At 68.5% G+C, this 25,417-nt stretch carries 21 protein-coding genes; 16 read left to right on the top strand and 5 right to left on the bottom strand.

Features of this window, described 5'->3' with window-relative positions:
- Positions 1–62 precede the first annotated feature (62 nt).
- Both ASE28_RS07690 and ASE28_RS07685 read left to right on the top strand, forming a co-directional pair.
- The gene (locus ASE28_RS07690) at positions 63–881 is read left to right on the top strand and encodes an IclR family transcriptional regulator (RefSeq protein WP_057265956.1); all 819 of its coding nucleotides are present in this window, start codon (positions 63–65) and stop codon (positions 879–881) included.
- A gap of 3 nt (positions 882–884) precedes the next feature.
- Positions 885–1,277 (top strand): hypothetical protein, encoded by a 393-nt coding sequence (locus ASE28_RS07685; protein ID WP_200963919.1) that lies wholly within the window; start codon positions 885–887, stop codon positions 1,275–1,277.
- 45 nt (positions 1,278–1,322) lie between these two features.
- On the opposite strand, the gene ASE28_RS07680 is transcribed toward ASE28_RS07685, so the two are convergent.
- From ASE28_RS07680 to ASE28_RS07665, 4 genes are read right to left on the bottom strand one after another with little or no spacing between them, the layout of a single operon-like run.
- Positions 1,323–2,285, bottom strand: a complete 963-nt coding sequence (locus tag ASE28_RS07680; RefSeq protein WP_057265952.1) for a tripartite tricarboxylate transporter substrate binding protein — start codon at positions 2,283–2,285, stop codon at positions 1,323–1,325.
- A gap of 32 nt (positions 2,286–2,317) precedes the next feature.
- Positions 2,318–3,520: a CaiB/BaiF CoA-transferase family protein gene (locus tag ASE28_RS07675; protein ID WP_057265950.1), complete on the bottom strand. Its 1,203-nt coding sequence runs from the start codon at positions 3,518–3,520 to the stop codon at positions 2,318–2,320.
- A gap of 6 nt (positions 3,521–3,526) precedes the next feature.
- The gene (locus ASE28_RS07670; RefSeq protein ID WP_057265948.1) at positions 3,527–4,666 is read right to left on the bottom strand and encodes a MaoC family dehydratase N-terminal domain-containing protein; all 1,140 of its coding nucleotides are present in this window, start codon (positions 4,664–4,666) and stop codon (positions 3,527–3,529) included.
- A gap of 27 nt (positions 4,667–4,693) precedes the next feature.
- Positions 4,694–6,283 carry an acyl-CoA synthetase gene (locus ASE28_RS07665; protein WP_057265946.1) on the bottom strand — a complete coding sequence of 530 codons (1,590 nt, stop codon included), beginning with the start codon at positions 6,281–6,283 and terminating at the stop codon, positions 4,694–4,696.
- 282 nt (positions 6,284–6,565) lie between these two features.
- Between ASE28_RS07665 and ASE28_RS07660 the strand changes: the two genes are divergently transcribed.
- From ASE28_RS07660 to ASE28_RS07620, 9 genes are all read left to right on the top strand, one after another.
- Positions 6,566–8,011, top strand: coding sequence for an efflux transporter outer membrane subunit (locus tag ASE28_RS07660; RefSeq protein ID WP_255361070.1), 1,446 nt, complete (start codon positions 6,566–6,568; stop codon positions 8,009–8,011).
- Positions 8,012–8,189: 178 nt separating this feature from the next.
- Positions 8,190–9,587 carry an efflux RND transporter periplasmic adaptor subunit gene (locus ASE28_RS07655; RefSeq protein ID WP_057265944.1) on the top strand — a complete coding sequence of 466 codons (1,398 nt, stop codon included), beginning with the start codon at positions 8,190–8,192 and terminating at the stop codon, positions 9,585–9,587.
- The gene (locus tag ASE28_RS07650; RefSeq protein WP_057265943.1) at positions 9,584–10,348 is read left to right on the top strand and encodes an ABC transporter ATP-binding protein; all 765 of its coding nucleotides are present in this window, start codon (positions 9,584–9,586) and stop codon (positions 10,346–10,348) included. Before ASE28_RS07655 ends, ASE28_RS07650 begins: the two co-directional genes overlap by 4 nt.
- The gene (locus ASE28_RS07645; RefSeq protein WP_057265941.1) at positions 10,348–11,553 is read left to right on the top strand and encodes an ABC transporter permease; all 1,206 of its coding nucleotides are present in this window, start codon (positions 10,348–10,350) and stop codon (positions 11,551–11,553) included. The genes ASE28_RS07650 and ASE28_RS07645 overlap by 1 nt, the downstream gene beginning before the upstream one ends.
- Before the next feature lie 374 nt (positions 11,554–11,927).
- Positions 11,928–14,465: a nitrite reductase large subunit NirB gene (nirB, locus tag ASE28_RS07640; RefSeq protein ID WP_057265939.1), complete on the top strand. Its 2,538-nt coding sequence runs from the start codon at positions 11,928–11,930 to the stop codon at positions 14,463–14,465.
- A gap of 20 nt (positions 14,466–14,485) precedes the next feature.
- Entirely contained in the window at positions 14,486–14,845 is a 360-nt protein-coding gene (gene nirD / locus ASE28_RS07635) for a nitrite reductase small subunit NirD (protein WP_200961055.1), read from the top strand.
- Between the two features lie 65 nt (positions 14,846–14,910).
- Complete coding sequence (locus ASE28_RS07630; protein ID WP_057265937.1) at positions 14,911–16,224, top strand: nitrate- and nitrite sensing domain-containing protein; 1,314 nt, start codon at positions 14,911–14,913, stop codon at positions 16,222–16,224.
- Positions 16,225–16,576: 352 nt separating this feature from the next.
- The gene (locus ASE28_RS07625) at positions 16,577–17,389 is read left to right on the top strand and encodes a formate/nitrite transporter family protein (protein WP_057265935.1); all 813 of its coding nucleotides are present in this window, start codon (positions 16,577–16,579) and stop codon (positions 17,387–17,389) included.
- A gap of 9 nt (positions 17,390–17,398) precedes the next feature.
- Positions 17,399–19,135 (top strand): bifunctional protein-serine/threonine kinase/phosphatase, encoded by a 1,737-nt coding sequence (locus ASE28_RS07620; protein ID WP_057265932.1) that lies wholly within the window; start codon positions 17,399–17,401, stop codon positions 19,133–19,135.
- A 139-nt stretch (positions 19,136–19,274) separates the two neighbouring features.
- On the opposite strand, the gene ASE28_RS07615 is transcribed toward ASE28_RS07620, so the two are convergent.
- Positions 19,275–19,664 carry an Hsp20/alpha crystallin family protein gene (locus ASE28_RS07615; RefSeq protein WP_057199708.1) on the bottom strand — a complete coding sequence of 130 codons (390 nt, stop codon included), beginning with the start codon at positions 19,662–19,664 and terminating at the stop codon, positions 19,275–19,277.
- Positions 19,665–19,759: 95 nt separating this feature from the next.
- On the opposite strand from ASE28_RS07615, the gene ASE28_RS07610 reads away from it, so the two are divergent.
- The 5 genes from ASE28_RS07610 (at position 19,760) to ASE28_RS07590 (ending at position 25,417) form a co-directional block, all read left to right on the top strand.
- A complete protein-coding gene (locus ASE28_RS07610) occupies positions 19,760–21,106 on the top strand; it encodes a branched-chain amino acid ABC transporter substrate-binding protein (RefSeq protein ID WP_057265930.1) in 1,347 nt (448 codons plus the stop codon).
- Positions 21,107–21,269: 163 nt separating this feature from the next.
- The gene (locus tag ASE28_RS07605) at positions 21,270–22,271 is read left to right on the top strand and encodes an LLM class flavin-dependent oxidoreductase (protein WP_057266138.1); all 1,002 of its coding nucleotides are present in this window, start codon (positions 21,270–21,272) and stop codon (positions 22,269–22,271) included.
- A gap of 21 nt (positions 22,272–22,292) precedes the next feature.
- Positions 22,293–23,642 (top strand): LLM class flavin-dependent oxidoreductase, encoded by a 1,350-nt coding sequence (locus ASE28_RS07600; RefSeq protein ID WP_057265928.1) that lies wholly within the window; start codon positions 22,293–22,295, stop codon positions 23,640–23,642.
- Positions 23,642–24,841 (top strand): M20 aminoacylase family protein, encoded by a 1,200-nt coding sequence (locus ASE28_RS07595; RefSeq protein WP_057265926.1) that lies wholly within the window; start codon positions 23,642–23,644, stop codon positions 24,839–24,841. The genes ASE28_RS07600 and ASE28_RS07595 overlap by 1 nt, the downstream gene beginning before the upstream one ends.
- Positions 24,842–24,874: 33 nt before the next feature.
- Positions 24,875–25,417, top strand: coding sequence for a GNAT family N-acetyltransferase (locus tag ASE28_RS07590; protein ID WP_057199712.1), 543 nt, complete (start codon positions 24,875–24,877; stop codon positions 25,415–25,417).

Genomic DNA, 25,417 nt, shown 5'->3' with positions numbered 1-25,417 from the left:
GTTCCAGGGGCTTGCCCCAGCAGCCCTGCACTATCATGCAAATTTGGCCCTCGTCCCTTGTCATGCCCCCAAAGCGCACACCGTCGCCCGAGCCGGCGCCGCCGACCCCCCAGAAGCCTGCCGTGCGCGTGCGGCCCGTGCCAGCCGTCAGCCGGTCCATTGCCATCCTTCGCTTCCTCGGAAACGCCAAGCAGGGCCTGGGTGTCAAGGCCATCGCCGATGAGCTGGGCCTGGTGCCCAGTACCTGCCTGCACATCCTGCGCGTGCTGGTCAGCGAGGAACTGGTCAGCGTGGACCCAACCACCAAGCGCTACTTGCTGGGCAGCGGCATGATCAGCCTGGCCCGCAGCGTGCTGGAGAGCAGCGGCTTCGCGCAGCTCGTGCAGCCCGCGCTCGACCGGCTGGCGTCCACCCGCGGGGTCACGGCCATGGGCGTGGAGATCACACCCAAGCAATCCGTCGTGGTACTGGCCCTGTCGCGCTCGAACCAGCCGTTTCGTCTGCACACCGACGTGGGCAGCCAGTTCTCCCACCTGGCCAGTGCCACCGGCCGGCTGATCGCCGCCTACAGCGGAGAGAACTGGACCCAGCTGCGCCAGAAGTTCAATTCCACGCAATGGGACAAGAAGCCCGCCTTCGACACCTGGAAGCGCGAGGTGGAGCTGGCCCGCGCGCAGGGCTGGAGCCTGGACCGCGACAATTTCATGAGTGGCCTCACCGTGGTCGCCGTGCCCATCTGCTCGCCCGGCGGAAGCCTCACGCACACCCTGGTGGCGGCCGGTATGTCCAGCCAGCTCAATGTCACCGAAACCACCGAACTGGCCGCGATGATGCTGCGCGAAGCCCAGGCCATCGGCAACCTGCTGGTGGCGCGGAGCTAGCGCATGGCGTTCGATAGCTCCCCCATTCCCGGCGAAGGTCTCCAGACGGTTCTTCGCACCATTCCCATGCCTGCAGACCTGGGGATCGGTGGGCAGATCCCCATCGGCTGGGTGCTGGGGCAACTCGACCAGGCGGGCGCGGTGCTGCCGGGCGGCCATTTCAGGCGCAACGTGGCGCTGGTGCAGCTCGATGCCATCGAGGTCGAAGCGATGCCCATGCTGGGGGATTTCGTCACCTTTCGCGCCCGCCTGCTGGACGCAGGTGCCGAGCGCGCGAGGGTGGAGGTGCAGGCCCTGAGAACCTCGCGCGGCGCTCAAGGCCCGGAGCAGGAGCAGGTCCTGCGCACCTGCCTGGTGTATGTGCCGCTGCCCGCCGAGGGCAGCATGCCCGACTAGCTTTTGCAGGCGCCTGGCACGAGAGCCTGCGCCGGGCTGTCGGGCTCAATCGACCTTCATGTCGGCCGCTTGGATAACCGGCTGCCACTTCTTGCGCTCGGACAGGGCGAACTCTCGGAGCTGGACGGCGGTGCCGCCCGCCGGCTCGAAGCCCAGCTCCAGCAGCTTGTGCCGTGCCTCGGGGCGCTGCAGCACCTTGTTCATGGCGGCGTTGAGCGTGGCGATCACGGTTGCAGGGGTGTTCCTGGGCGCGTACAAGGCGTTCCAGGCGATCACCTCGAAGCCGGCGTAGCCCTGCTCGTCCATGGTCTTGACGCCCGGCACCAGGCTGCTGGGCTTGCTCGACGTGACGGCAATGGCGCGGATCTTTCCCGAGGCCAGGTGGGGCCTGAGGCTGGTGGGGGTGTCCACGATCACCGGCAACTGCCCGCCCAGCACGTCGGTCATGGCATTGCCCGAGCCCTTGTAGGGCACGCCAAACACCGGTGCCCCCGAGCGCTGCTTGAGCAGCTCCACCACCAGGCGGGCACTGGTGCTGGGCATGGCGATGTCGGCAGACCGCGTGCTGCGGGCGGCGGTGTCCACCAGTTCCTTGGGGGTGTGGAAGGGCGACTGGCTGTTGACGGCCACGACCATGGGAAAGGTGCCCACCAGGACGATGGGCTCGAAGTCCCGCTCCGCATCAAACGGCACCCGCGCATACAGGTACTGGTTGAGCGCATGGGTTGCATTCGTCCCCATGGTCAGGGTGTAGCCGTCGGGCGCGGCCTGGGCCGCGATCTCCGTGCCCAGGTTGCCCCCGGCGCCGGGCCGGTTGTCGATCACGATGGCCTGCCCCAGGTCCCTGGACATCTGCTCGGCCAGGTACCTGGTGGCGATGTCCGTGCCCTGCCCGGCGGGGTAGGCCACGATGATCTTGATCGGCTTGGCGGGGTAGGTCTGTGCGCCCGCCGGGCCCGGGCTCGCCATGGCACAGGCGGCCGCCATCACTGCAGCAATCAGTCGCATTGTTGTCTCCTTGTGTATTCTTGATCGAAACGCTATCGCCGTGTTGCGGGGGCTGCGCCGCTGCCCTGCAGTTGGTCTCGCTCCTCTGGGCTGAAACCCAGGCTTTCCAATATCTGCGCCGCGTCCTGCGCAAATTGGGGTGGGCTCGCCCCGGCCACGCCCGGCGTGCCCATCAGCCGCATGGGAGAGCGCACGCCGGTGTAGCCGTCCCGCTGCACCAGCATCTGCCGGTGCTCGCAGTGCGCATGGGCCAAGGCCCGCGGGATCGAGTTCACCGCACCGGCCGGCACGCCAGCGCGCATCAGCGACTCGCACAGCGGCTCGCAGGCCATGGACGCAATGGCCGTCTCGATGGCTTGCTTGAGCGCGTCCCGGTGCACCAGCCGCTGGGCGTTGGAGGTGAAACGCTCGTCCGCGATCAGCGCCTGCAGGCCAACATGGCTGCAGAACCGCTGGAACTGGACGTCGGTCATGATCCCTATGAACAGCTCCCCGTCGCTGGCCCTGAACTTGTCGTAGGGCGCGATGTTGGGGTGCGCGCTGCCCAGCAGCTCGGGGTCTTTTTGCGACGCCAGCCAGTTCGAGGCGTGCGGCAGCAGCAGGCTCAGCGCTGTGTCGTACAGCGCCGCCTCCACGCGCTGGCCGCGCCCATCCGCACCCCGTGCATGCAGCGCCATCAGGATGCCCGAGAGCGCCACGTAGCCGGTCAGGTGGTCGACCACGGGAATCCCGATGCGCGTGGCCCCGCAGGATTCGTCGCCGTTGACGCTCATCAGCCCGCACAGGGCCTGCAGCACCGCGTCGTACCCGGGCAGCCCGCCGAGCGGGCCGTCCGCCCCGAAGCCCGTGATGTTGCAGTAGACCAGGCGCGGGTACCTGTCGGCCAGGGCCTGTTCGTAGCCCAGGCCCCAGCGCTCCATGGTGCCCGGCAGGAAGTTCTCCACCAGCACGTCGGCGTCGCCGAGCAGCCGGTGCAGCACGTCCTGCGCCTGCGGCATCGACAGGTCCAGGCTCATGGCCCGCTTGCCCCGGTTGAGTGCGGAAAAGTAGGCCGCACTGCCCGCGCTGTCGAAGGGTGGCCCGAGCCTGCGTGTCTCATCGCCCGCGGGCGGCTCGATCTTCACCACGTCCGCCCCCTGGTCCGCGAGGACCTGGGTGCACAGCGGCCCGGCGAGCACACGCGTCAGGTCGATGACCTTCAGCCCCCGCAGTGCGCCGCTACTGGTCGTGCGCATCGGGTGTCATCCCCGCGATGGCAGCGCCACCACGCCGCTTCCGACCACCGAGAGCTCGCCGTCCTGGTTGTGCGCTTCCTGCTCGATCTCGACCAGGTGCTGGCCATTCTCGATGTACTTGCGCTTGACCTTGCCCTTGATGAACAGCAGGTCGCCTTCGGGGTTGTGGCGGCGGATCTTGCAGCTCGCCTTTTGCAGAAAGCCGGTATCGCCCATCCAGTTGGTCAGCTGGTGGGTGAGCCAGGAGGTGCGCTCCGGGCCGTAGTCGTAGGCGCCCGGTGCGCCCACTTCCAGGGCGAAGTCCTCTTCCCAGTGCACGCGCTCTGGCACGTCAGGGATGCCGAAGCGGTTCTTGATGCCCACGCCGGGGTGCGAGTCGATGAGCTTCCAGGCGAGCTTGTTGGCGCGGATGTACAGGCCGCCCCAGCCCTGGGCATAGGCGATGAAGCCCGTCACGGTCATCGGGCCCTTGAAGAGCACCGGCAGGTCTTCGCCTTCCTTCACGTCCTCCCAGTAGCGGGGCGTGGCACCGCGGATCTCTTCGTTGCGGTAGAGCTTGAAGGCCTCGGCCAGCTCCTCGTCGGTGTAGCGGCGCGGCTCGCGGGCGCGCACCTCCTTGTACTTGGTGCCCTGCTCGCGCGCATGGTCACGCTCGGTGCGAAAGCACCAGCTGTCCGCCTCGGCCACCTTGTCGCCCTGCTGGTTGAAGAAGTCGACGTGGTAGATCTGCTGCACGGCTCGGCCGGCAAAGCGCGTCTGGTGCTCCACCAGGTCCTTGAGGTAGGCCTCGGTGCGGATCTCGTCGTTGCGGTGCAGGGGCTTGTGCCAGGTCCAGTCCGAGCCCGACCACATGGCATGCACGCCAGGCAGCCCGCCGACATAGCCCGAGACGATGCGGCTGGTGGAGAACAGGAAGCTGGGCAGTGCGACGATGCCGCCGTAGTGGGACTTTGCCGCGTACTCGGGGTCGCACCACAGCGGGTTGTCGTCGCCAATGCCGTGGGCGTAGTGGCGGATGTTGTCGCGCGTGGCCTCGAAGCACCAGGGCTCGGCCATCTGGCCGATCTTCACGCCGATGCGCTGGCGCAGGTCGTCAAGGCCGCTTTCCGTGATCTTGGGAAAGCTGCGGGGGGTGGAACTGCTCATGGGTTGTCTCCTTGGGGTGGTAAAAAATCAATGGGCTGTGGAAAGGGATGCCGCAGAGGCAAGGGCAGTGGCCGCGGCTACCGCCTCGCGCTCGCGCAGCACCTTGCGGTGCACCTTGCCGGCGGGGGTCTTGGGGAGCTCGGGCGAAAACTCGATGTGGCGCGGGTACTCGTGCTGGCTCAGCTTGGTCTTCACGAGCTCCTGGATTTCCTGGGCAAAGGCCTCGCTGGCGGGCCGCGCGCTGACCACGAAGGCCTTGACCACTTGGCCGCGCACGGCGTCGGGCACACCGATGGCGGCGGCCTCCAGCACGTCGTGGTGCATGAGGATCACGTTCTCGATCTCCACCGCGCTCATGGTCCAGCCGGCCGAGATGATCACGTCGTCCGCACGCCCGCCGTGGTGGAAGTAGCCGTCGCTGTCGATGCGGCCCAGGTCCTTGGTGGGCACCCATTCGCCCCGGCGCAGCACCATCAGCTGGCCGGTCACATTGACCGGGCAGACCTGGCCCTCTGCGTCATGCACCTCGACCCGGGTACCGGGAACGGCCTTGCCCAGCGCGCCACGCTTGACCGGGAAGTCCGCAGCGCCGGGGTAGCTCGCCAGCACGACCCCGATCTCGGTGGTGCCGTACATGCTGCACACCGGCAGGCCGAACTTCTGGTGTACGTAGTCGGCCGTGTCGTCGTCGATGGGTTCGCCCGTGAAGGACAGCTTCTCGAAATGGAAGGCGTACTCGTCGGCCTTGCCGCAGTTCTTGAGCATGCGGTAGTGCGTGGCGGCGGCCGACATGTTGGTGAAGCGGTGCCGCGACAGGGCCTGCAGCAGCCGCTCGGGGTGAAAGCGTCCGCTGTAGGCCCCCACCGTGAGGCCCAGCGCCAGCGGCGCGAGCGTGCCATGCCACAGACCGTGGCCCCAGGCCGGTGACGAGGGGCAGAAGAAGCGGTCCCCGGGCCGAAGGCCGGTGCCATAGAGGGCCGCGACCATCAGCGTAACCAGCGCCTTGTGCGTGTGCCTGACGGCCTCGGGCAGCTCCCGTGTCGTGCCCGAGGTGTACTGGAACACGGCCAGATCGTCCGCCCGGGAGGTGGCCTGGTACGCCGTGGGGAATTCGGCCAGGCGTTCGACGAAGCCGGCATCGAAGACCAGCACCTGCAGGCCGTCGATGGAGCGGGCGACCTCTTCCTTGAGTGCGTTGGTGACGAGCAGGGCCGGCTTGCAGTCGTTGACGCGCAGGCGCACACCGTCGGGGCCGAACAGCGTGAACAGCGGCACGGCGATGGCGCCGCGCTTGATCACCCCGAACATGGCCGTGTAGAAGGCGCGCGAGGGCTCCAGCATGATGGCCACGCGGTCCCCGGCCTGTATGCCCCTCGACTCCAGGTAATGGGCGAACGCCGAGGAGTCCGCCGCGAGCTCCGCGTACGTGATGACCTCGTCCTCCCCGCCCGCATGCACCACCACTAGGGCATCGCGGCCGGTGGCCGCATGCCGGTCCACGCACTCGTGGGCGATGTTGAAGCGCTCGCGATTGCCATCGAAAAGCTCCCACAGCCGGTCCGGCGAGAAGTGGGCCTGGGCATCCGCGTAAAGCGTGTAGTCGGTGAGTCGCTGCATGGGCTTCAGAGGTCGTTCATTGAGGTGATTCAGTTTCTTGATTTCACCGGTTTTTGTCAAATGAGTGCATTGATTGTCTATGTACAAAAAACTGTGGGTGCGCCGCTGTGTGCAAAAAGCACGCTTCTACGGGATGGTTGACAGGGGGTGGAAGGTCAGGGCGCGCAGGCATGCGCGGCCGGTTTGTGTCGATTCTTTACCTGGGATTCACACGTTGGCAGTCATTGCGACGGATCGGTTTTGCACAATGGCTTCAACAGCGAGAGCGCACCCTGAGCATCCATGAACCTTCTGTCCTCCCTCTCCCCTGCAACCGCCGGCCGGGCCCCGTCGCGGCTTCTGGCCCGGGGCATTCCGCTTGCCCTGCTGGCGCTGGCTGCAGCCCTGTCCGGCTGCGCCGGCATGGCCCCGCGGGACGCCGCTCTGCCAGACACCCCCGTGCCCACGGCATGGGCCGCAGGCACCACCGCTGCGCCCGGCAGCGCCGCCACCTCGCTGGCCCAGTGGTGGCAGCGCCTGGGTGACCCGCAACTGACCGCGCTGGTCGAGCAGTCCCTCACGGCCAACACCAGCGTGCGCACGGCCCAGGCCGCGCTGCGGCAGGCGCGCGCCCAGGTGGATGTGCAGGCCGCCGGGCTGGCGCCCCAGGTGGACGCTTCGGCCTCGGCACAGCGCAGTCGCTCGGGCAACAGCGGCACGGGCAACAACTTCCAGCTGGGCTTCGATGCGAGCTGGGAGCCCGACGTCTTCGGCCGCGTGCGCGCCGGGGTCAACGCCAGCGAGGCCGATGCCCGCGCTGCCGAGGCCAGCCTGGCCGACGTGCAGGTGTCGCTGGCGGCCGAGGTGGCCGTGAACTACATCGAGCTGCGCGGCCTGCAGCAGCGCCTGGTGATCGCGCGCAGCAACCTGGCCAGCCAAAGCGAGACCTTGCAGATCACGCAGTGGCGCCTGCAGGCGGGACTGACCACCTCGCTCGTGGCCGAGCAGGCGCGTGCGGCGTCGGAGCAGACCGCCGCCCAGATTCCCGCGCTCGAAGCCAGCCTGGCCCAGTCGCGCCACAGCCTGGCCGTGCTGACGGGCCAGGCGCCGGCCGCGCTCGATGCGCAACTGGCTGCCAGCGTGGCCGTGCCCCAGCCCGGCGATGAACTGGCCATGGCCATCCCCGCCGAAACCCTGCGCCAGAGGCCCGACGTGCGCGCGGCCGAGCAGCGCATCACCGCCGCGCTGGCCCGTGTCTCGCAGGCCGATGCGGCACGCTATCCGGACTTCGGCATCAGCGGATCGCTGGGCTTGCGTGCGCTGACCCTCGGCGCCCTGAGCGGCGGCAGCGCCGTGGCCGCGTCGCTGCTGGGCAGCATTTCGGTGCCGCTGCTCGACGGCGGTGCCGCGCGCGCCCAGGTGCGGGCGCAGGAGGCCAGCCTGGAGCAGGCGCGCATCGCCTACCAGGCGGCCGTGCTCACCGCGCTCAAGGACGTGGAAGATGCGCTGGTGTCCCTGCGCGGCAACCGCGAGCGCCTGGTGCGCCTGCGCTCTGCCGCCGATGCCGCCGGCAATGCCGAGTTGCTGGCGCGCCAGCGCTACAGCAGCGGGCTGATCGACTTCCAGTCGGTGCTGGAGACCCAGCGCACGCTGCTGTCCACGCAGGAGGGCGTGGCCACCACGGTGGCCAGTCTGTCCGCCGACCATGTGCGCCTGTACAAGGCGCTGGGCGGCGGCTGGGAGCCCTGACTGACCTGACCTGGCGTGCAGCCCGGCTGCACGCGGCTTCCCTTTTCACAGCCACCTGGATGTTGCGGCGCACGCGGCGCACGGACACCTGGCAGCCAACGGCCAACGACCCTGCGTATATCCCGCGCGCGGGCGGTGCAGCCCCTCCTTTTTCTGTCTTTTCTCCGAGTCCATCGCCATGACCGACAACACCAAGCCATCGCAGCCCAGTGCTGCCGCCCCCGGGGCCAGCGCCCCGGCCGACCTGCAGGCCCTGCTGGGCGGCGAGCCGCCGCGCCGCTGGTACCGGCGCACCTCGCTGTGGCTGGGCGTGGCCGCCCTGGCGTTGGCCGGCGGCGGCATCTACGCCTGGCAGCTGCAAAAGCAGGCCAGTGCCGCGCCGGTCTACGTGACCGAAGAGGTGAAGACAGGTGACCTCACGCTCTCCGTGTCGGCCAACGGAACGCTGCAGCCCACGCGGCTGGTGACCATTGGCAGCGAGCTGTCGGGCACGGTGCGCCAGGTGATGGTGGACGTGAACGAGAAGGTCAAGAAGGGCCAGGTGCTGGTGGAGCTCGACACCGCCAAGCTCGACGCGCAGGTGCTGCGCTCACGCGCCTCGCTGGCCTCCGCGCAGGCGCGGCAGGCACAGGCTGCGGCCACCACCAAGGAGGCCCTGGCAGGGCTGGGCCGCCTCGAAGAGGTGGCACGCCTGTCCGGCGGCAAGGTGCCCTCGGCCGCTGAACTCGACACCGGCCGCGCCACGCTGGACCGTGCGCGCGCCGACGAGGCCAGCGCCCGCGCCACGGTGGACGACGCGCGTGCGGCCCTGTCCACCGACGAGACCAGCCTGTCCAAGGCCTCCATCCGTTCGCCCATCGACGGCGTGGTGCTCACCCGCACGGTGGAGCCGGGCAACGCCGTGGCCGCATCGCTGCAGGCCGTGACCCTGTTCACCGTGGCCGAGGACCTCACGCGGCTGCGCCTGGACGTGAGCGTGGACGAGGCCGACGTAGGCTCGCTGCAGGTCGGGCAGAAGGCCAGCTTCACGGTCAGCGCCTTCCCCTCGCGGCGCTATCCGGCCGCAGTCACGCGCGTCTCCTTCGGTTCCACCAAGACCGACAACGTCGTCACCTACGTCACCTGGCTGGAGGTGGACAACAGCGACATGAGCCTGCGCCCCGGCATGACGGCGGCGTCCACCATCACATCCACCGAGCGCAAGGACGTGCTGCTGGTGCCCAACACGGCGCTGCGCTTCACGCCAGCGCAGGCTGCGGGCGCGGCCGGTGCGTCGGGCGCTGCCGGTGGCAAACCCCCGGCGGCGCAGCAAGGTGGGGGCATCATGGGACAGCTCATGCCGCGCATGCCGCGCCCGGGTGGCCAGGGCGGGCGCCGCCTTGGCGCCGGTGGTGCGCCGGGTGAGGACGCTGCGTCGAAGACGAAGCAGGTCTGGGTGCTGAAGGACGGCACGCCGCAGGCCTTGAAGGTGCGCGTGGGCATCAGCGACGGCCGCATGACCGAAGTGACGGGCGAGGGCATCGCGCCCGGCATGGCCGTGATCACCGACCAGCGCAGCAACGGGGCAGCGCGATGACGGGCGCGCTGCAGGACAGCGGCGTGCCGCTGATCCGACTGCGCTCGGTGACCAAGGTGTACGGCGAAGGCGCGCTCGCCTTCCAGGCGCTCAAGGGCGTGGACCTGGACATCGCCCAGGGCGACTTCGTGGCCATCATGGGGCCGAGCGGTTCGGGCAAATCCACGGCCATGAACACCCTCGGGTGCCTGGACCGGCCCACCACGGGCGACTACCTGTTCAAGGGCGTGCATGTGGAGGCGCTGCAGCGCGACGAGCGCGCGCGCCTGCGCCGGCGCTTCTTCGGCTTCGTCTTCCAGGGCTTCAACCTGCTGGCGCGCACCTCGGCGCAGGAGAACGTGGAGCTGCCCCTGCTGTACCGCGGCGAGCCTGCGGCGGCGCGCCATGTGGCGGCGGCCAAGGCGCTGGCGGCCGTGGGCCTCAAGGGCTGGGAGCACCACACGCCGGCCGAGTTGTCGGGCGGGCAGCAGCAGCGCGTGGCGATCGCCCGCGCCATCGTCACCGAGCCGGCCGTGCTGCTGGCCGACGAGCCCACCGGCAACCTCGATACGCAGCGCAGCCACGAGATCATGGAGCTGCTGTGGCGCCTGAACGTGGACCTGGGCATCACCGTACTGATGGTCACGCACGAGGGCGACATGGCCAAGTACGCGCGGCGCATCGTGCGCTTCGTCGATGGCGTGGTGGGCAGCGACGAGCCGAACCCGCACCCGCGCGGCCTGTCCGCTCCTGCTGCGGCATTGCCGGCGGAGGTGCACTGATGTTCCTCAGTTCCATCCTGATGGCGCTGCGCTCCATCCGGCGCAACCTCATGCGCTCGTTCCTGACCATTCTGGGCATCGTGATCGGCGTGAGCGCGGTGATCACCATGGTCACGCTGGGCAACGGCGCCACGGTGTCCATCCAGAACCAGATTTCGGGCCTGGGCACCAACCTGCTGCAGGTGCGCCCCGGCCAGCGCATGGGGCCGGGCGGCGGCGTGGGCGGGGCGGCTTTCAAGGACACCGATGCCGATGCCATTGCGCAGCAGATCGGCGGCATCCTGGCCGTGGCGCCCGAGTCGCGTGCGTCCGCCACCGTGGTGGCGGGCGGGCGCAACTGGTCCACCAGCATCATCGGCAGCACCAATGCCTGGCTGCAGACGGGCAACTGGACGCTGCGCATCGGCCGCGAATTCACCGACGATGAGCTGCGCGCCGGGGCTGCGGTCTGCGTGATCGGCGAGACCGTGCGACGCGAGCTCTACGGCACGCGCGACGCCGTGGGCGAGCAGCTGCGCGTGAAGGCCTTCTCGTGCGAGGTGGTGGGCGTGCTGGCCTCCAAGGGGCAGGGCGCCTTCGGCAACGACCAGGACGACACCGTGCTGGTGCCACTGCGCACCCTGCAGCGCCGTGTGACGGGCAACACCCGCGTGAACACCCTCTTGGTGTCGATGAAGGACGGCAGCGAACCCGAGCGCGTGAAGGCCAGCCTGACCCAGCTGCTGCGCGAGCTGCGCAAGCTCTCCGACACCGACGAGGACAACTTCAACGTGCTCGATACCAAGCAGCTCGGCGAGGCACTCTCGGGCACCACCAAGGTCATGACCACGCTGCTCGGCGCGGTGGCGGCCGTGAGCCTGCTGGTGGGCGGCATCGGCATCATGAACATCATGCTGGTCAGCGTGACCGAGCGCACCCGCGAGATCGGGCTGCGCTTGGCCATCGGCGCGCTCGAGCGCGAGGTGCTGCTGCAGTTTCTGATCGAGGCCGTGGTGCTGGCGGCGCTGGGCGGGCTCATCGGCATCGTGCTGGCCACGGCGGCCTCGCTGGGGTTGTCGGTGCTGATGGGCGTGCCCTACCTGTTCAACCCGGGCGTAAACCTGCTGTCCTTCGTGTTCTCGGCCGGCATCGGCGTGGTGTTTGGCTACTTCCCCGCACGACGTGCTGCGCGCATGGACCCCATAGACGCCCTGCGCCACGAGTGATGTGCCTCCCCGGTGCCGTGGCACCGGGGCAGGGCGGGTAGTCGCTCCATTTGCGCCCCAAGTTGGTGACATGCTGCACCGCAGCGAGGCACCCGGCGGCGCCGCGCCAGCGCTGCCGCAGGGTTGCACCCGCAAAAAGAGTCGGCACGCTTATTGCTGAACTGAGCTGTCCGCCGGTAAAGCTGCCCGCGCACTGATAACAACCCCTCCGCTAATGATGGCGGAACACCCGAGCGAGCTGCGGCTTTCGTAGCCGGCTGCTTGGTAGTTCCAACCCACGCCCGTGGTTCCGCGGAGGGTGCGTTGTGCCGCAAGGCATGGCACATCCTGCACCCCTCGAACTGGTTCCCCGGGTCCTTGCAGGATGAGCAAGCATGAAAATCGTACTCATTGGCCACGGCATGGTCGGCCACAAGTTCCTCGAAAGCCTGGCCGAAACCGGCATCACCGGTGCCGAAGTCACCGTGCTGTGCGAGGAGCCGCGCCCCGCCTACGACCGCGTGCATCTGTCGGCCTTCTTCAGCGGCACCTCGGCCGATGAACTCTCCCTGGTCGAGCCCGGCTTTTTCGAGCGCACCGGTTTCACGCTGCGCCTGGCCGCGCGCGCCGCAGCGGTGGATCGCCGCACCCGCACCGTGACCACGGCCGATGGCGAGGTGCTGCCCTACGACAAGCTGGTGCTGGCCACCGGCTCCAACCCCTTCGTGCCCCAGGTGCTGGGGCGCGACCGCGAGCACTGCTTCGTCTACCGCACCATCGAAGACCTGGAGGCCATGCAGGCCTCGGGCGCCAAGTCGAAGACCGGCGTGGTCGTGGGCGGCGGCCTGCTGGGCCTGGAATGCGCCAAGGCCTTGAGCGACATGGGTCTTGAAACCCACGTGGTCGAGTTCGCCCCGCGGCTCATGGCCGTGCAGGTGGACGAAGGCGGTGGCCGTGTGCTGCGCGCCAAGATCGAGGAACTGGGCGTGCAGGTGCACACCGGCCGCAACACCCAGGAGATCACCGATGGCGCCCGTGCGCGCCACCGCATGGTGTTTGCCGACGGCACCTGGCTGGAGACCGACATGATCGTCTTCTCCGCCGGCATCCGCCCGCGTGATGACCTGGCGCGCCAGTCCCTGCTGGCCGTCGGCCCGCGCGGCGGCGTGGCCATCGACAGCGCCTGCCGTACCAGCGACCACGACGTCTACGCCATCGGCGAATGCGCGTCTTGGAACGAGCAGACCTTCGGCCTGGTGGCGCCCGGCTACGACATGGCCCGTGTGGCCGCCCGCCACATCGCCGGCGATGCCGACGCCGCCTTCGTCGGCGCGGACATGAGCACCAAGCTCAAGCTCATGGGCGTGGACGTGGCCAGCATCGGCGACGCGCATGCGAAAACGCCGCACAGCCGCACCTGCCAGTACGTGGACGAGCGCCGCCAGATCTACAAGAAGATCGTCATCAGCGAAGACGGCAAGCAGCTGCTGGGCGCCGTGCTCATCGGCGACGCTACCGAATACGGCACGCTGCTGCAGATGGCGCTCAACGGCATCGCGCTGCCCGAGGACCCCGAGTTCCTGATCTTCCCGTCCAGCGACGGCAAGGCCAAGCCCGGCCTGGGCGTGGACGCGCTGCCCGACACGGCGCAGATCTGCTCGTGCAACAACGTTACCAAGGGCGGCATCTGCGAAGCCGTGGGCAATGGCGCCTGCACCATCGCCGAGATGAAGGCCTGCACCAAGGCCGGCGCAACCTGCGGCGGCTGCGTGCCCCTGGTCACCCAGGTCATGAAGGCCGAGATGGCGCGCCGCGGTATGGCCGTGAACAACCACATCTGCGAGCACTTCGCGTACTCGCGCCAGGAGATATACCACTTGGTGCGCGTGGGCAACATCAAGAGCTTTGAGGACCTGATGGCAAAGCACGGCAAGGGCATGGGCTGCGATATCTGCAAGCCCGTGGCGGCCAGCGTGTTCGCCTCGTGCTGGAACGAGTTCGTGCTCAAGAAGGAGTTGGCCGGCCTGCAGGACAGCAACGACTACTACCTGGGCAACATCCAGAAAGACGGCACCTACTCGGTGGTGCCGCGCATGCCCGGCGGCGAGGTCACGCCCGACGGCCTGATCGCCGTGGGCCAGGTGGCCAAGAAGTACGGCCTGTACACCAAGGTCACGGGCGGCCAGCGCGTGGACCTGTTCGGTGCGCGCGTGGAGCAACTGCCCACCATCTGGGAGGAGCTGATCGCCGCCGGCTTCGAGTCGGGCCATGCATACGGCAAATCACTGCGCACGGTCAAGAGCTGCGTGGGTTCGACCTGGTGCCGCTACGGCGTGGGCGACAGCGTGGGCCTGGCCGTGGAGCTGGAGCACCGCTACAAGGGCCTGCGCTCGCCGCACAAGATCAAGTTCGGCGTGTCGGGCTGCACGCGCGAATGCGCCGAGGCGCAGGGCAAGGACATCGGCATCATCGCCACCGAAAAGGGCTGGAACCTCTACATCTGCGGCAACGGCGGCATGAAGCCGCGCCACGCCGAGCTGTTCGCGTCCGACCTGTCCAAGGAAGACCTGGTGCGCATGATCGACCGGGTGCTGATGTTCTACGTGCGCACGGCCGACCGGCTGCAGCGCACCAGCACCTGGCGCGAGAACCTCGAAGGCGGCCTGGCCTACCTCACGGACGTGCTGATCAAGGACAGCCTGGGCCTGTGCGCTGAGCTCGAAGCCCAGATGCAGCACGTGGCGGACACCTACCAGTGCGAGTGGAAGACGGCCGTGACCGACCCCGAGACGCGCAAGCGCTTTCGCTCGTTCGTGAACAGCGACAAGGCCGACGAGAACGTGCTCTTCGTCGAGGAACGCGGCCAGATCCGCCCGGCGCGCGCCGACGAACGCAGCCCCGCCAAGATCATCCCCATCCGCCAGGCCGCTTGAAGAAGAAGGACGAGAACACCATGAGCGCACTTCCCATGAACAGCCGCACCGACTCCCTTGCCTGGACCGACATCTGCGCGGTCGACGACATCCTGCCCAGCACCGGCGTCTGCGCCCTGGTGGCCGACCGCCATGTGGCCGTGTTCCGCACCGGCAGCGACCAGTTCTTCGCCATCGACAACGTGGACCCCAAGTCGGGTGCCAGCGTGCTCTCGCGCGGGCTCATCGGCAACCTGGGCGAGCGCGTCGTGGTCGCCTCGCCGCTGTACAAGAACCATTTCGACCTGCGCACCGGCGAATGCCTGGAGGCGCCCGAGCATTCGGTGCAGGCGCATGGCGTGCGCAGCGAAGGCGGCCGCATCAGCGTCGCAGTGGCCTGAGGATTGGCCGCGCGGGCATGCTGGCGGGGTTAGCATCTGCGTATCCTGAACCCTGGAGATACCGCATGCCCGACCTGGCCGCAGCGCCCCTGTCCGTTTCCAGCCTCGTGCTGCGCTCGCGCCAGCTCGAGATCGATGCGGTGCACCACCTGGCCAGCCGGGCCGCGCTGGTGGACGTGGTCGGCCAGCTGATCGAGGGCCTGCAGCGCGAGCGCGGTGCATCGGGCGTGTACCTGGCCTCCAAGGCACAGCGCTTTGCCGACCTGCGTGGCCGCATCGTGCAGGAGGTGGTGTTGCTCGAAGCCAAGCTGCGCGCGGAGTTTGCCCAGCATGTCGAGCCCGCCCAGGGCGCCACGGCCAAGGCCTTGTCGCTGATGGCGTGGGCGCTGCTGGGGCTCGATTCGCTGCCCGCGCTGCGCAGCCAGATCGACAAGCAGGCGATGGCGGCGCACGACTCGATTGCCGCGTTCAGCCACCTGATCGCCGGGCTGATCGAACTGGTCTTCCACGTGGCCGATGCGGCCGCTTTGCCCAGTGTCTCGCGCCAGCTCGTGGCCCTGCTGCACCTGGTGCAGGCGCAGGAAGAAGCAGGCCAGGAGCGGGCCATGGGCGCGCTGCTCTTCGCGTCCGGCCAGGGCAGCGATGCGCACCAGCAGCGCGTGCTGCACCTGATCGATGCGCAGGAGCGCAGCCTGCGCGTGTTTTCCGAGTTTGCCGACCCGGCCTTGCGCACGAGCTGGGAGCAACAGCAACTGGCCCCAGGCATGGCCCAGCTGGAGCGCCTGCGGCGCACGCTGTGCGTGGCCCGCCCCGGTGCGGCGCTGGACAGCAACCTGAGCGACGCCTGGTTCGACGTGTCCACCGAGCGCATCAACGCGCTGTGGCAACTGCAGGTCGAGCTGGTGCAGCGCCTGCGCGAAGACTGCGCGGCCCGCATCCTCGAAGCCCAGCAGGACCTGCAGGATTCCAGGGGCCTGCTGCGCGGCCTGCGCGACAACCCGCCGCAGCGCACGCACGCGGTGGACCGCTTCTTCGACATTGCCATCGCACCCGAGGCCGTGCCCGAGCAGGCCGCCAGCGCGCATGCCGGTGAATCGGCATCGCTGCTGGAGCTGCTGCAGGCCCAGTCGGCGCGCATGGCCAGCATGGAGGCCGAGCTTGAAGCGGCGCGCCGCACGCTCAACGAGCGCAAGGTGATCGAGCGCGCCAAGGGCGTGCTGATGGCCCGCCTGGGCATGAACGAGGAAGTCGCCTTCCGCGTGCTGCAAAAGACCTCGATGGACCAGAACCGCCGCCTGCTCGACGTGGCCGAGGCCACGCTGTCCCTGCCGGACCTGGCGTTCGCCCACCCCGACCGCAAGGGCGAAAAGCCCCTCTGATCCATGGTGGTGCCTTGCGTGCACCGCCTTGAAGCCATTCCTGCACCGAACGCTTGCCGTATGCACGGAATGCGGGACACAAAGGACCGTCGGCTGCCCCAACGAGGGTACGGAACTTGCATGGAATAGCCTGGATGGCGGGCTAACGGCGGCCTGCCATCCACCGCCTGCGGTTGCCCGCAGGTCCAGGAATCGCGCATCCGAGGATAACGGCGTCCATTGCGTTCCCCATCTGCATGGGGGCGCAGCGGACGCCGTTTTCTTTTTTCCCCTCATCCTCTTCTTCTTGCGCGCTTCCCCGGGTGGACCCCTTGGGGAAGCATGCCAGTCTCCCCGTCCCAAAGGAAGTGCAATGGCCTACCTCGCCCCCGCCGAGTTCGTGACCAAGATGGTCGATTCCGGTGAATCCAAGCTCCTGATGTCCACCCGCGACACGCTGATCCGCTCCTTCATGGCCGGTGCCATGCTGGCACTGGGCGCCGCCTTCGCGGTCACCGTCACGGTGAACACCGGCAACCCGCTGCTGGGGGCAATGCTCTTTCCGGGTTGCTTCATCCTGCTGTACCTGCTGGGCTATGACCTGCTGACCGGTGTGTTCACGCTGGCCCCGCTGGCCGTGCTCGACAAGCGTCCTGGCGCCACCTGGCGTGGCGTCTTTCGCAACTGGACGCTGGTGTTCTGCGGCAACTTCGCAGGGGCCTTCATGGTGGCGGTGTTCATGGCCATCATCTTCACCTTCGGATTCAGCGAGGCGCCCAACGCAGTCGGCATAAAAATCGGCCACATTGGCGAGGGCCGCACGGTGGGTTACTCCGCGCACGGCGCCGCCGGCATGCTGACCCTGTTCATCCGTGGCGTGATGTGCAACTGGATGGTGTCCACCGGCGTGGTGGCGGCCATGATGTCTACCTCGGTGTCGGGCAAGGCCATCGGCATGTGGATCCCCATCGCCCTGTTCTTCTACATGGGTTTCGAGCACAGCATCGTCAACATGTTCCTGTTCCCCTCGGGTCTGCTGCTGGGTGGCAACTTCACGGTCATGGACTACCTGGTCTGGAACGAAATCCCCACCGTGATCGGCAACCTGGTGGGCGGCCTGACCTTTGTGGGCGCCATGCTGTACTCCACGCACTACAAGACCGCGCCCAAGCGCAAGATTGCCTGAGCGTTGCCCATGCACGCCTTGCGCGTCACGCTCGGCCAGCATTCCGAGGCCGGGCACAAGGGAGTCAACCAGGACTTCCACGGTGCCGTGCTGCCCGTGGGACCGCAGCGCGGCACCAAGGGCATCGCGCTCGCGCTGGCCGATGGCATAGGCTCCAGCGCCGTGAGCCAGGAGGCCAGCGCGGCGGCGGTGCGCGGCTTTCTCGACGACTACTACGCCACGTCCGAGGCCTGGTCGGTGCGCCGCTCGGCCCAGCGCGTGCTGGGCGCCACCAATGCCTGGCTGCATGCGCAGACCCTGCGCAGCCATGCGCGCTTCGACAAGGACCGGGGCTATGTCACCACCTTCAGCGCCCTCATCCTCAAGGGCCGCGAGGTGCATTTGCTGCACGTCGGCGATGCGCGCATCTACCGCGTGCACGCCACGGCCCTGGAGCAGTTGACCGAGGACCACCGCGTGCACCTGTCCTCGGTCGAATCCTTCCTGGGCCGGGCGCTGGGCATGGGGCCCAACGTGGAGATCGACTACCGCAGCCTGCCGGCCGAGGTGGGTGATGTCTACCTGCTGGCGACCGATGGGGCGTACATGCATCTGGATGCGACCGCTGTGCACGCGGCCATTGCGCAGTGCGCGGATGACTTCGATGCGGCGGCGCGGGTGCTGGTCGCCGCTGCCCAGGCGCGCGGGGCCACCGACGACCTGACGGTGCAGTTGCTGCGCATCGACGCGCTGCCCGAGGACCGGGCATTGGCACACCTGCCGCCGCAGCGCGAGGGGCTGTCCCTGCCGCCGCCGCTCTCGCCGCGCATGGGCTTCGAGGGCTACACCATCGTGCGCGAACTGCATGCGAGCTCGCGCAGCCACGTGCACCTGGCCGTGGACGACGCCACGGGCGAGCAGGTGGTGATCAAGACCCCTTCCGTGGACCTGGCTGCGGAGAAGGACTACCTGGACCGCTTTCTGCTGGAGGAGTGGGTGGCGCGGCGCATCCACAGCCCGCACGTGCTGCGGGTGGCCGGCAGCGAGAGACCACGCCAGCATGTCCATGTGGCCATGGAGTTCGTGGACGGGCAGACCCTTGCCCAGTGGATGACCGACCACCCCTTGCCGGACCTGGATGCCGTGCGCAGCCTCGTCGCCCAGATCGGCAAGGGCCTGCAGGCCTTCCATGCGCGCGAAATGCTGCACCAGGACCTCCGGCCCGAGAACCTGCTGATCGACCGCAGCGGCACGGTGAAGCTTATCGATTTCGGGTCGGTGCATGTGGCGGGCCTTGCCGAGGGGACGCGCGCTGCACGCGCGGATGCCATTGCCGGCACGCTGCAGTACACCGCGCCCGAGTACTTCGTGGGCGGCGAGGGCGATGCCCGCTCGGACCTGTTCTCGCTGGCGGTGCTGACTTACCAGATGCTCACCGGCCAGTTGCCCTATGGCCTGCAGGTGGTGCGCCTGCGCTCACCGGCAGAGCTCAGGCAATTGCGCTATGTGCCCGTGCGCCATCTGCGGCCCGGGCTGCCGGCCTGGCTCGATGGCGTGCTGCAAAAAGCCCTGCAACCCGAGGCATCCAAACGCCAGGAGGCGGTGTCCGAGTTCCTGTACGACCTGCAATCGCCCGGCGCGCAGTTCCAGCGCCTGCGCGCGCCACCCCTGGTGGAGCGCAATCCGGTGCTGTTCTGGCAGGCGGTGTCGTGCCTTTTGGGGCTGGCGGTGCTGCTGCTGTTGGGAATGCGCGCTTGCGGAAACTGAATGAACCCTTGCGGTTCGGCGCGCGAGAAAGAAGAGGAGCGATGCAGCCCTGTGGCCGTGAAGGCCTTTGCCGCGTGGGGACAACCGGCACGGGCAGGCAGAGCGCGGCATTCAGGCCGCGCTCCACTGCGCCGTGTACTTACTGGATGCTCAGCGTGGTGGCCTTGCTGACGGGTTCCACACGCACCAGGGTGAGTGTGAGCACGCCGTTTTCGAGCTTGGCGCTGCTGGCCGCGGCATCGATGTCGGTGGCCAGTTCCCAGGCGCGCTGCACCTGGCGGGGGGCACCTTCCACGCTGGAAAGGCGCACCACATTGCCTTCGATGGCGATCTGCAGTTGCTCACGGGTCACGCCGGGCACATCCAGCTGCAAGGTGGTGGCCTTGTCGTCCTGCGTGACGGTCACGCCGGCAGAGCGGGCAGGGGCTGCATTGGCAAAGCTGCCGAGCAAGAAGCGCTGCAGCGCGAGGTCGGCGGAACGGGGGGCGTTGTTGAAGGCGGAACGGCGGGCGACGGGGGCGAAGATCATGAAAAGGACTCCTATACACTGCGCGGCTCTCGACGTGGTCGCCGCATGGACAGAACTTGTGTACGGCCGCGCGGGTTTTCAAGGGGAAAAAGAGCATGAATAAATTGCGGTTCGCGGGCTTGAAATCATGCGCTGCGGCATTACGTCATTCCGTTTTGGCCGTTGCGGCCACGCTGGCCTGCACGCTGGCACCCGCCTTCAGCAGCTGGGCGCAGGGCACAGCACCCGCTGCTGCAACGGCACTCGCCAAGCCCGTGAAGATGGCGCTGATCGAAAGCCTCTCGGGCTCCTTTGCCAACACCGGCGAAGCCGTCTACCGCAACATCTACTGGGCCATGGAGCGCGTCAACGCGCGCGGCGGCGTGGCACTGCCGGCCAGTGCCGGCGGCCCGCGCCTGCTGGCGCTGGAGCGCTATGACAGCAAGGGCCAGAACGAGGAAGCCCTGTCGGCCCTGCGCGCGGCCATCGATGACGGCGCGCAGGTCATCCTGCAGGGCAACTCCTCGGCCACGGCCGCAGTGCTGATCGAGGCCATCAACAAACACAACGAGCGCGAGCCGAACAAGCGCGTGATCTTCCTCAACTACTCGGCGGTGGACCCGATTCTGACCAACGAGAAGTGCAGCTTCTGGCACTTCCGCTTCGACGCGCATGCCGACATGCGCATGGCGGCTCTGATGGACGTCATGCGCGACGACAAGGCCCTCAAAAGCGTCTACCTGATCGGCCAGGACTACAGCTTCGGCCAGGCCGTGCTGCGCGAGGCGAAAAAGCAGCTCGCAGCCCAGCGGCCCGATGTGGCCGTGGTGGGCGAAGAGCTGCACGCCGTAGGCCGCGTGAAGGACTTCGCACCCTACGCCGTGAAGATCAAGACCAGCGGCGCGCAGGCCGTGGTCACCGGCAACTGGGGCAACGACCTCACGCTGCTGGTGAAGGCCGCGCGCGAGGTGGGCTACGAGGGCAGCTTCTACACCTTCTACGGCAATGCCCTGGGCGCGCCGGCCGCCATCGGCGACGCCGGCATCGGCAAGGTAGTGGCCGTGGCCGACTGGCTGCCCAACGTGCCGGGCGCGCCCAGTGAGGCCTTCTACCAGTCCTTTCGCGAGCGCTTTCCCAAGCCCCAGGACGACTACGTGCACATGCGCATGCAGCTCATGGTGGAGGCACTCGCCCAGTCCATCGAGCGTGCGGGCAGCACCGACCCGGTGGCCGTGGCGCGCCAGATGGAAAAGGCCAGCGTGCAGCTCTCGGGCCAGGGCGGCAGCATGCGCGCGGCGGACCACCAGTTCCAGCAGGCGCTGGTGGTGGGCGTGATGGACAAGAAGGGCGCACCGGGCGTCAAGTTCGACGTCGAAGGCTCGGGCTACGGCTTTCGCGTGGTGCGCCAGATCACGCCTGCCAAGGCCCAGCAGCCCCACAGCTGCACCATGCAGAGGCCTTGATACGGCAGCGTGCGCGGGCCCGCAGCCGGCCCCGCACGTCAGGCGGGCGAAGGGCCGGGGCGCCTTTTGTCCGCATATCGATATGACAAGTTAGCGCAACGCGCGCCGGCCCGGGGCCACAGAATTTGCAGCATTGTTCATCCATGCGCGAATCGCCCCCACCGTGTCCTATGCCCTGTCCCTGCTCGACAAGAGCCCTGTTCCTGAAGGCGCCACTGCGGCCCAGGCGCTGCAGCGCACCGTGGCGCTGGCGCAGCGCGCCGAGCAACTGGGCTACCGCCGCTTCTGGGTGGCCGAGCACCATGGCAACCCGGGCCTGGCGGGCTCGGCGCCCGAGGTGCTGGTGGCGCACCTGCTGGCGCGCACCGCGCGCATCCGCGTGGGCTCGGGCGGCGTCATGCTGCAGCACTACAGTCCCTTCAAGGTGGCCGAGGCCTTCAAGCTCTTGGCCGCGCTGGCACCGGGCCGCGTGGACCTGGGCGTGGGGAAGGCGCCGGGCGGCCTGCCGCTGTCCACCCGCGCGCTGCAGGCGGCACGCGACCCCGCACGCAAGGCCGACTTCGCAGCGCAACTGGCCGAGCTCGACGCCTTTGTTTCCAACACCCTCGCGGCCGACCACCCCCTGGCCGGCGCCGTGGCCCTGCCCGAGCCACCGAGCCTGCCCGAGCGCTTTCTGCTCGGCGGCAGCCCCGACAGCGCCGCGCTGGCCGCACGCCACGGCTGGCAGTTCGTCTACGCCGGGCATTTCAATGGCGACCCCGTGAACATCGAGCGCTCGGTGCAGGTCTACCGCGAGGCCGCAGGCCGTGCGCCGCTGCTCGCGCTGTATGCCCTGGTCGCAGACACGCAGGAGGAGGCCGAGCGCTTGGTGGGCGCGCTGCGCGTGTTCAAGCTGCACCTGTCCACCGGCCAGAGCGTGAACCTGCCCAATGAAAAGGCCGCCGCCGAGTTCGCGCGCCAGGCCGGCGTGACCGACTACCGCCTCGAAGAAACCCGCCCGCACGTGATCGCGGGCTCGCAGGCCTTCGTGCGCCATGCGCTCGATGCATTGGCAGAGCGCTACGGCATCGAGGAGTTCGTGGTCGACACGCCCGTCACCGGCTTTGCCGAGCGCCTCGCCTCGGTCGAGTTGCTCGCCGGGGCCCTGCAGACCGCCGAAGCCTGATCCCCCAAGAAGGAAAAAACCATGAGCAACAAGACACCCATCCGCTTCGGCCTGATGCTGCACGGCGCAGGCGGCCACATGAATTCATGGAAGCACCCCGCCGGCCCGGCCGACGCGAGCGTGAACCTGCAGTTCTACATCGACACCGCGCGCAAGGCCGAGGCCAATGGCATCGCCTTTGCCTTCGTGGCCGATGGCCTGTTCATCAACGAGAAGTCGATCCCGCACTTCCTGAACCGCTTCGAGCCCATCTCCATCCTCTCGGCACTGGCCGTGGCCACGTCGAAGATCGGCTTGGCGGGCACCATCTCCACCTCGTACAGCGACCCGTTCACGGTGGCGCGCCAGTTCGCCTCGCTGGACCTCATCAGCCAGGGCCGCGCGGGCTGGAACGTGGTGACCACGCCGCTCGAAGGCACGGCCAGCAACTACAGCCGCCAACACCCCGACCACGCGCTGCGCTACGAGATCGCCGACGAGTACCTGGAGGTGACCCAGGGCCTGTGGGACAGCTGGGACGAGGACGCCGTGGTGCGCAACCGCGCCACCGGCCAGTTCTTCGACCCCGCCAAGCTGCACACGCTCAACCACAAGGGCCGCTTCTTCCAGGTGGCCGGGCCGCTGAACATCGGCCGCTCGGCCCAGGGCCAGCCGGTGATCTTTCAGGCCGGTTCGTCCGATGCGGGCGTAGGGCTGGCGGGCAAGTACGCCGACGCGGTGTTCACGCATTCGCCCAACCTCGAGGCCACGCGCGCCTTCCTGCGCCAGGTCAAGGCCAGCGCGGTGGCGCAGGGCCGCCAGGGCAGCGACGTGAAGATCTTCCCGGGCATCGGCCCGGTGGTGGGTGCCACGCAGGAGGAGGCCGAGGCCAAGTACCAGGCCATCCGCGAACTGCTCACGGTGCAGGAAGCGCTGGCCTACCTGGGCCGCTATTTCGACCACCACGATTTCAGCCAGTACCCGCTGGACGAGCCCTTCCCGGAACTGGGCGAGATCGGGCGCAACAGCTTTCGCTCCACCACTGACCGCATCAAGGCCGACGCCAAGGAGCGTGGCCTTACGCTGCGCCAGGTGGCACTGGAGGCGGCCACGCCGCGCTCGCAGTTCGTGGGCACAGGCGAGCGGGTGGCCGACGAGATCATCCGCTGGGTGGACGAGGGTGCGGCCGATGGCTTCATCCTCGGCTTCCCGGTGCTGGCCCAGGGGCTCGACGACTTCGTGACCCATGTCATCCCCGTGCTGGAGGCGCGTGGCCGCTACGAGCGCACCTTGCCCGGCGCCACGCTGCGCGACCACCTGGGCCTGCCGCGCAAGGCCAGCCGGTATGCGGCTGTGGATGGGCTGGGCGCCACCGACAGGAAGGTCGCCTGATGGGCGCCGCACTGCCTGCGGTCGGCGCTGAAGATGTGGCGCGCGTGGAGGAGGGCATCGCTGCCTTCATCGGAGAGTTCAAGGCCCTGCGCCAGGACCTGCACCGCCACCCCGAGCTGTCCTTCCAGGAGCACCGCACCGCCGCCATCGTGGCCGAGCGCCTGGCGGCCTGGGGCTACGAGGTGACCCCCGGCATTGCCGGCACGGGCGTGGTGGGGCGGCTGGTGCGTGGCAATGGCGGCAAGTCCCTGGGCATCCGCGCCGACATGGACGCATTGCCCATCACCGAGGCCACGGGCCTGCCCTATGCCAGCGAAAACGCCGGCGTGATGCATGCGTGCGGGCACGACGGGCACACCACCGTGCTGCTGGCTGCGGCGCGCTTCCTGGCCGAGTCGGGCCGCTTCGACGGCACGCTGAACCTGATCTTCCAGCCCGCCGAGGAGAACGGCGGCGGCGCCAACCGCATGATCGCCGAGGGTCTGTTCGAGCGCTTTCCCTGCGATGCGGTGTTCGGCCTGCACAACTGGCCCTGCGTGGGCGCGGGGCACTTCGGCTGCGTCACCGGGCCGGCCATGGCCTCGGTGGACCAGATCACCATCACCGTGCGCGGCAAGGGCGGCCATGGCGCTGCGCCGCACGAGACGGTGGACCCGGTGGTGGCCGCAGCGCACATCATCACGGCACTGCAGACGGTGGTCTCGCGCAACGTCGACCCGCTGGACATGGGCGTGGTCACCGTGGGCTCGATCCACGGCGGTGCCGCCCCGAATGTGATTCCCGAAAGCGTGGAGCTCAAGCTCACCGCCCGTGCCTTCAAGCCCGAGGTGCGCGCCGTTCTGCAAGAGCGCATTCCGGCCATCGCGCGGGCCCAGGCCGAGAGCTTTGGCGCCACGGCTGAGGTGCAGTACCGCCCGGGCTACCCCGCGGTGCTGAACCACGATGCCGAGACGGCGCTGGCGCGCAGTGTGGCCGTGGACACCTTCGGCGCTGCGCGCGTGGACGCCGGCTTTCGCCCGCGCACGGCCAGCGAGGACTTCGCCTTCATGCTGCTCCAGCGGCCCGGCAGCTATGTCTTCGTGGGCAATGGCGACGGCGCCTCGCTGCACAGCCCGTACTACGACTTCAACGACGCCATCCTCGCGCCCTCGGCCACTTACTGGGTGCGCCTGGCCGAGCGCTTCCTGGCGCCCGCATGACCCCTTTTCTGTTGCCTTGATGGACGCGACACCATGAGCGAACGATTCGTCTACACCACCCCCCTGGACCCTCTGGCACGCCCGCTGGTGGAGGAACTCAGCCACGAGTACCAGAGCCGCTATGGCGACTTCTACGAGCGCGAGGGCGGCCCGCGCGAGATGGAGAAGTACCCGGCCGAGCTGTTCTCGCCGCCCGAGGGGGGCAACTTCGTGCTGCTGCTGCGCGATGGAGTGGCCATCGGCGGTGGCGCCTTCAAGCGCCACCCGGACCCCGGCACGGCCGAGGTCAAGCGCGTGTGGACGCACTCGGCCCAGCGCCGCCAGGGCCTGGCACGCCGGGTGGTGCAGGAGCTCGAGGCCCAGGCGCTGCGCCAGGGCTACACGCGCATCTACCTGACCACGGGCTTTCGCCAGCCCGAGGCCGTGGCGCTGTACCTGGGCCAGGGCTATGCGGCCTTGTTCGACCCGTCGGCGCCCGAGGGCACTTACCGCTCGCTGCCGTTCGAGAAAACCCTTGTGCCCGCCTCGTCCGCCTTTGCCTCGGCTTTTATCGAACCTCTGGCCCGAGCGGCCTGA

It is taken from the genome of Acidovorax sp. Root219, from assembly GCF_001428665.1.
Taxonomy (GTDB): domain Bacteria; phylum Pseudomonadota; class Gammaproteobacteria; order Burkholderiales; family Burkholderiaceae_C; genus Acidovorax.
Note: the sequence above shows the minus strand (reverse complement) of the source record. Positions and strands in the feature narration are given on the sequence as shown.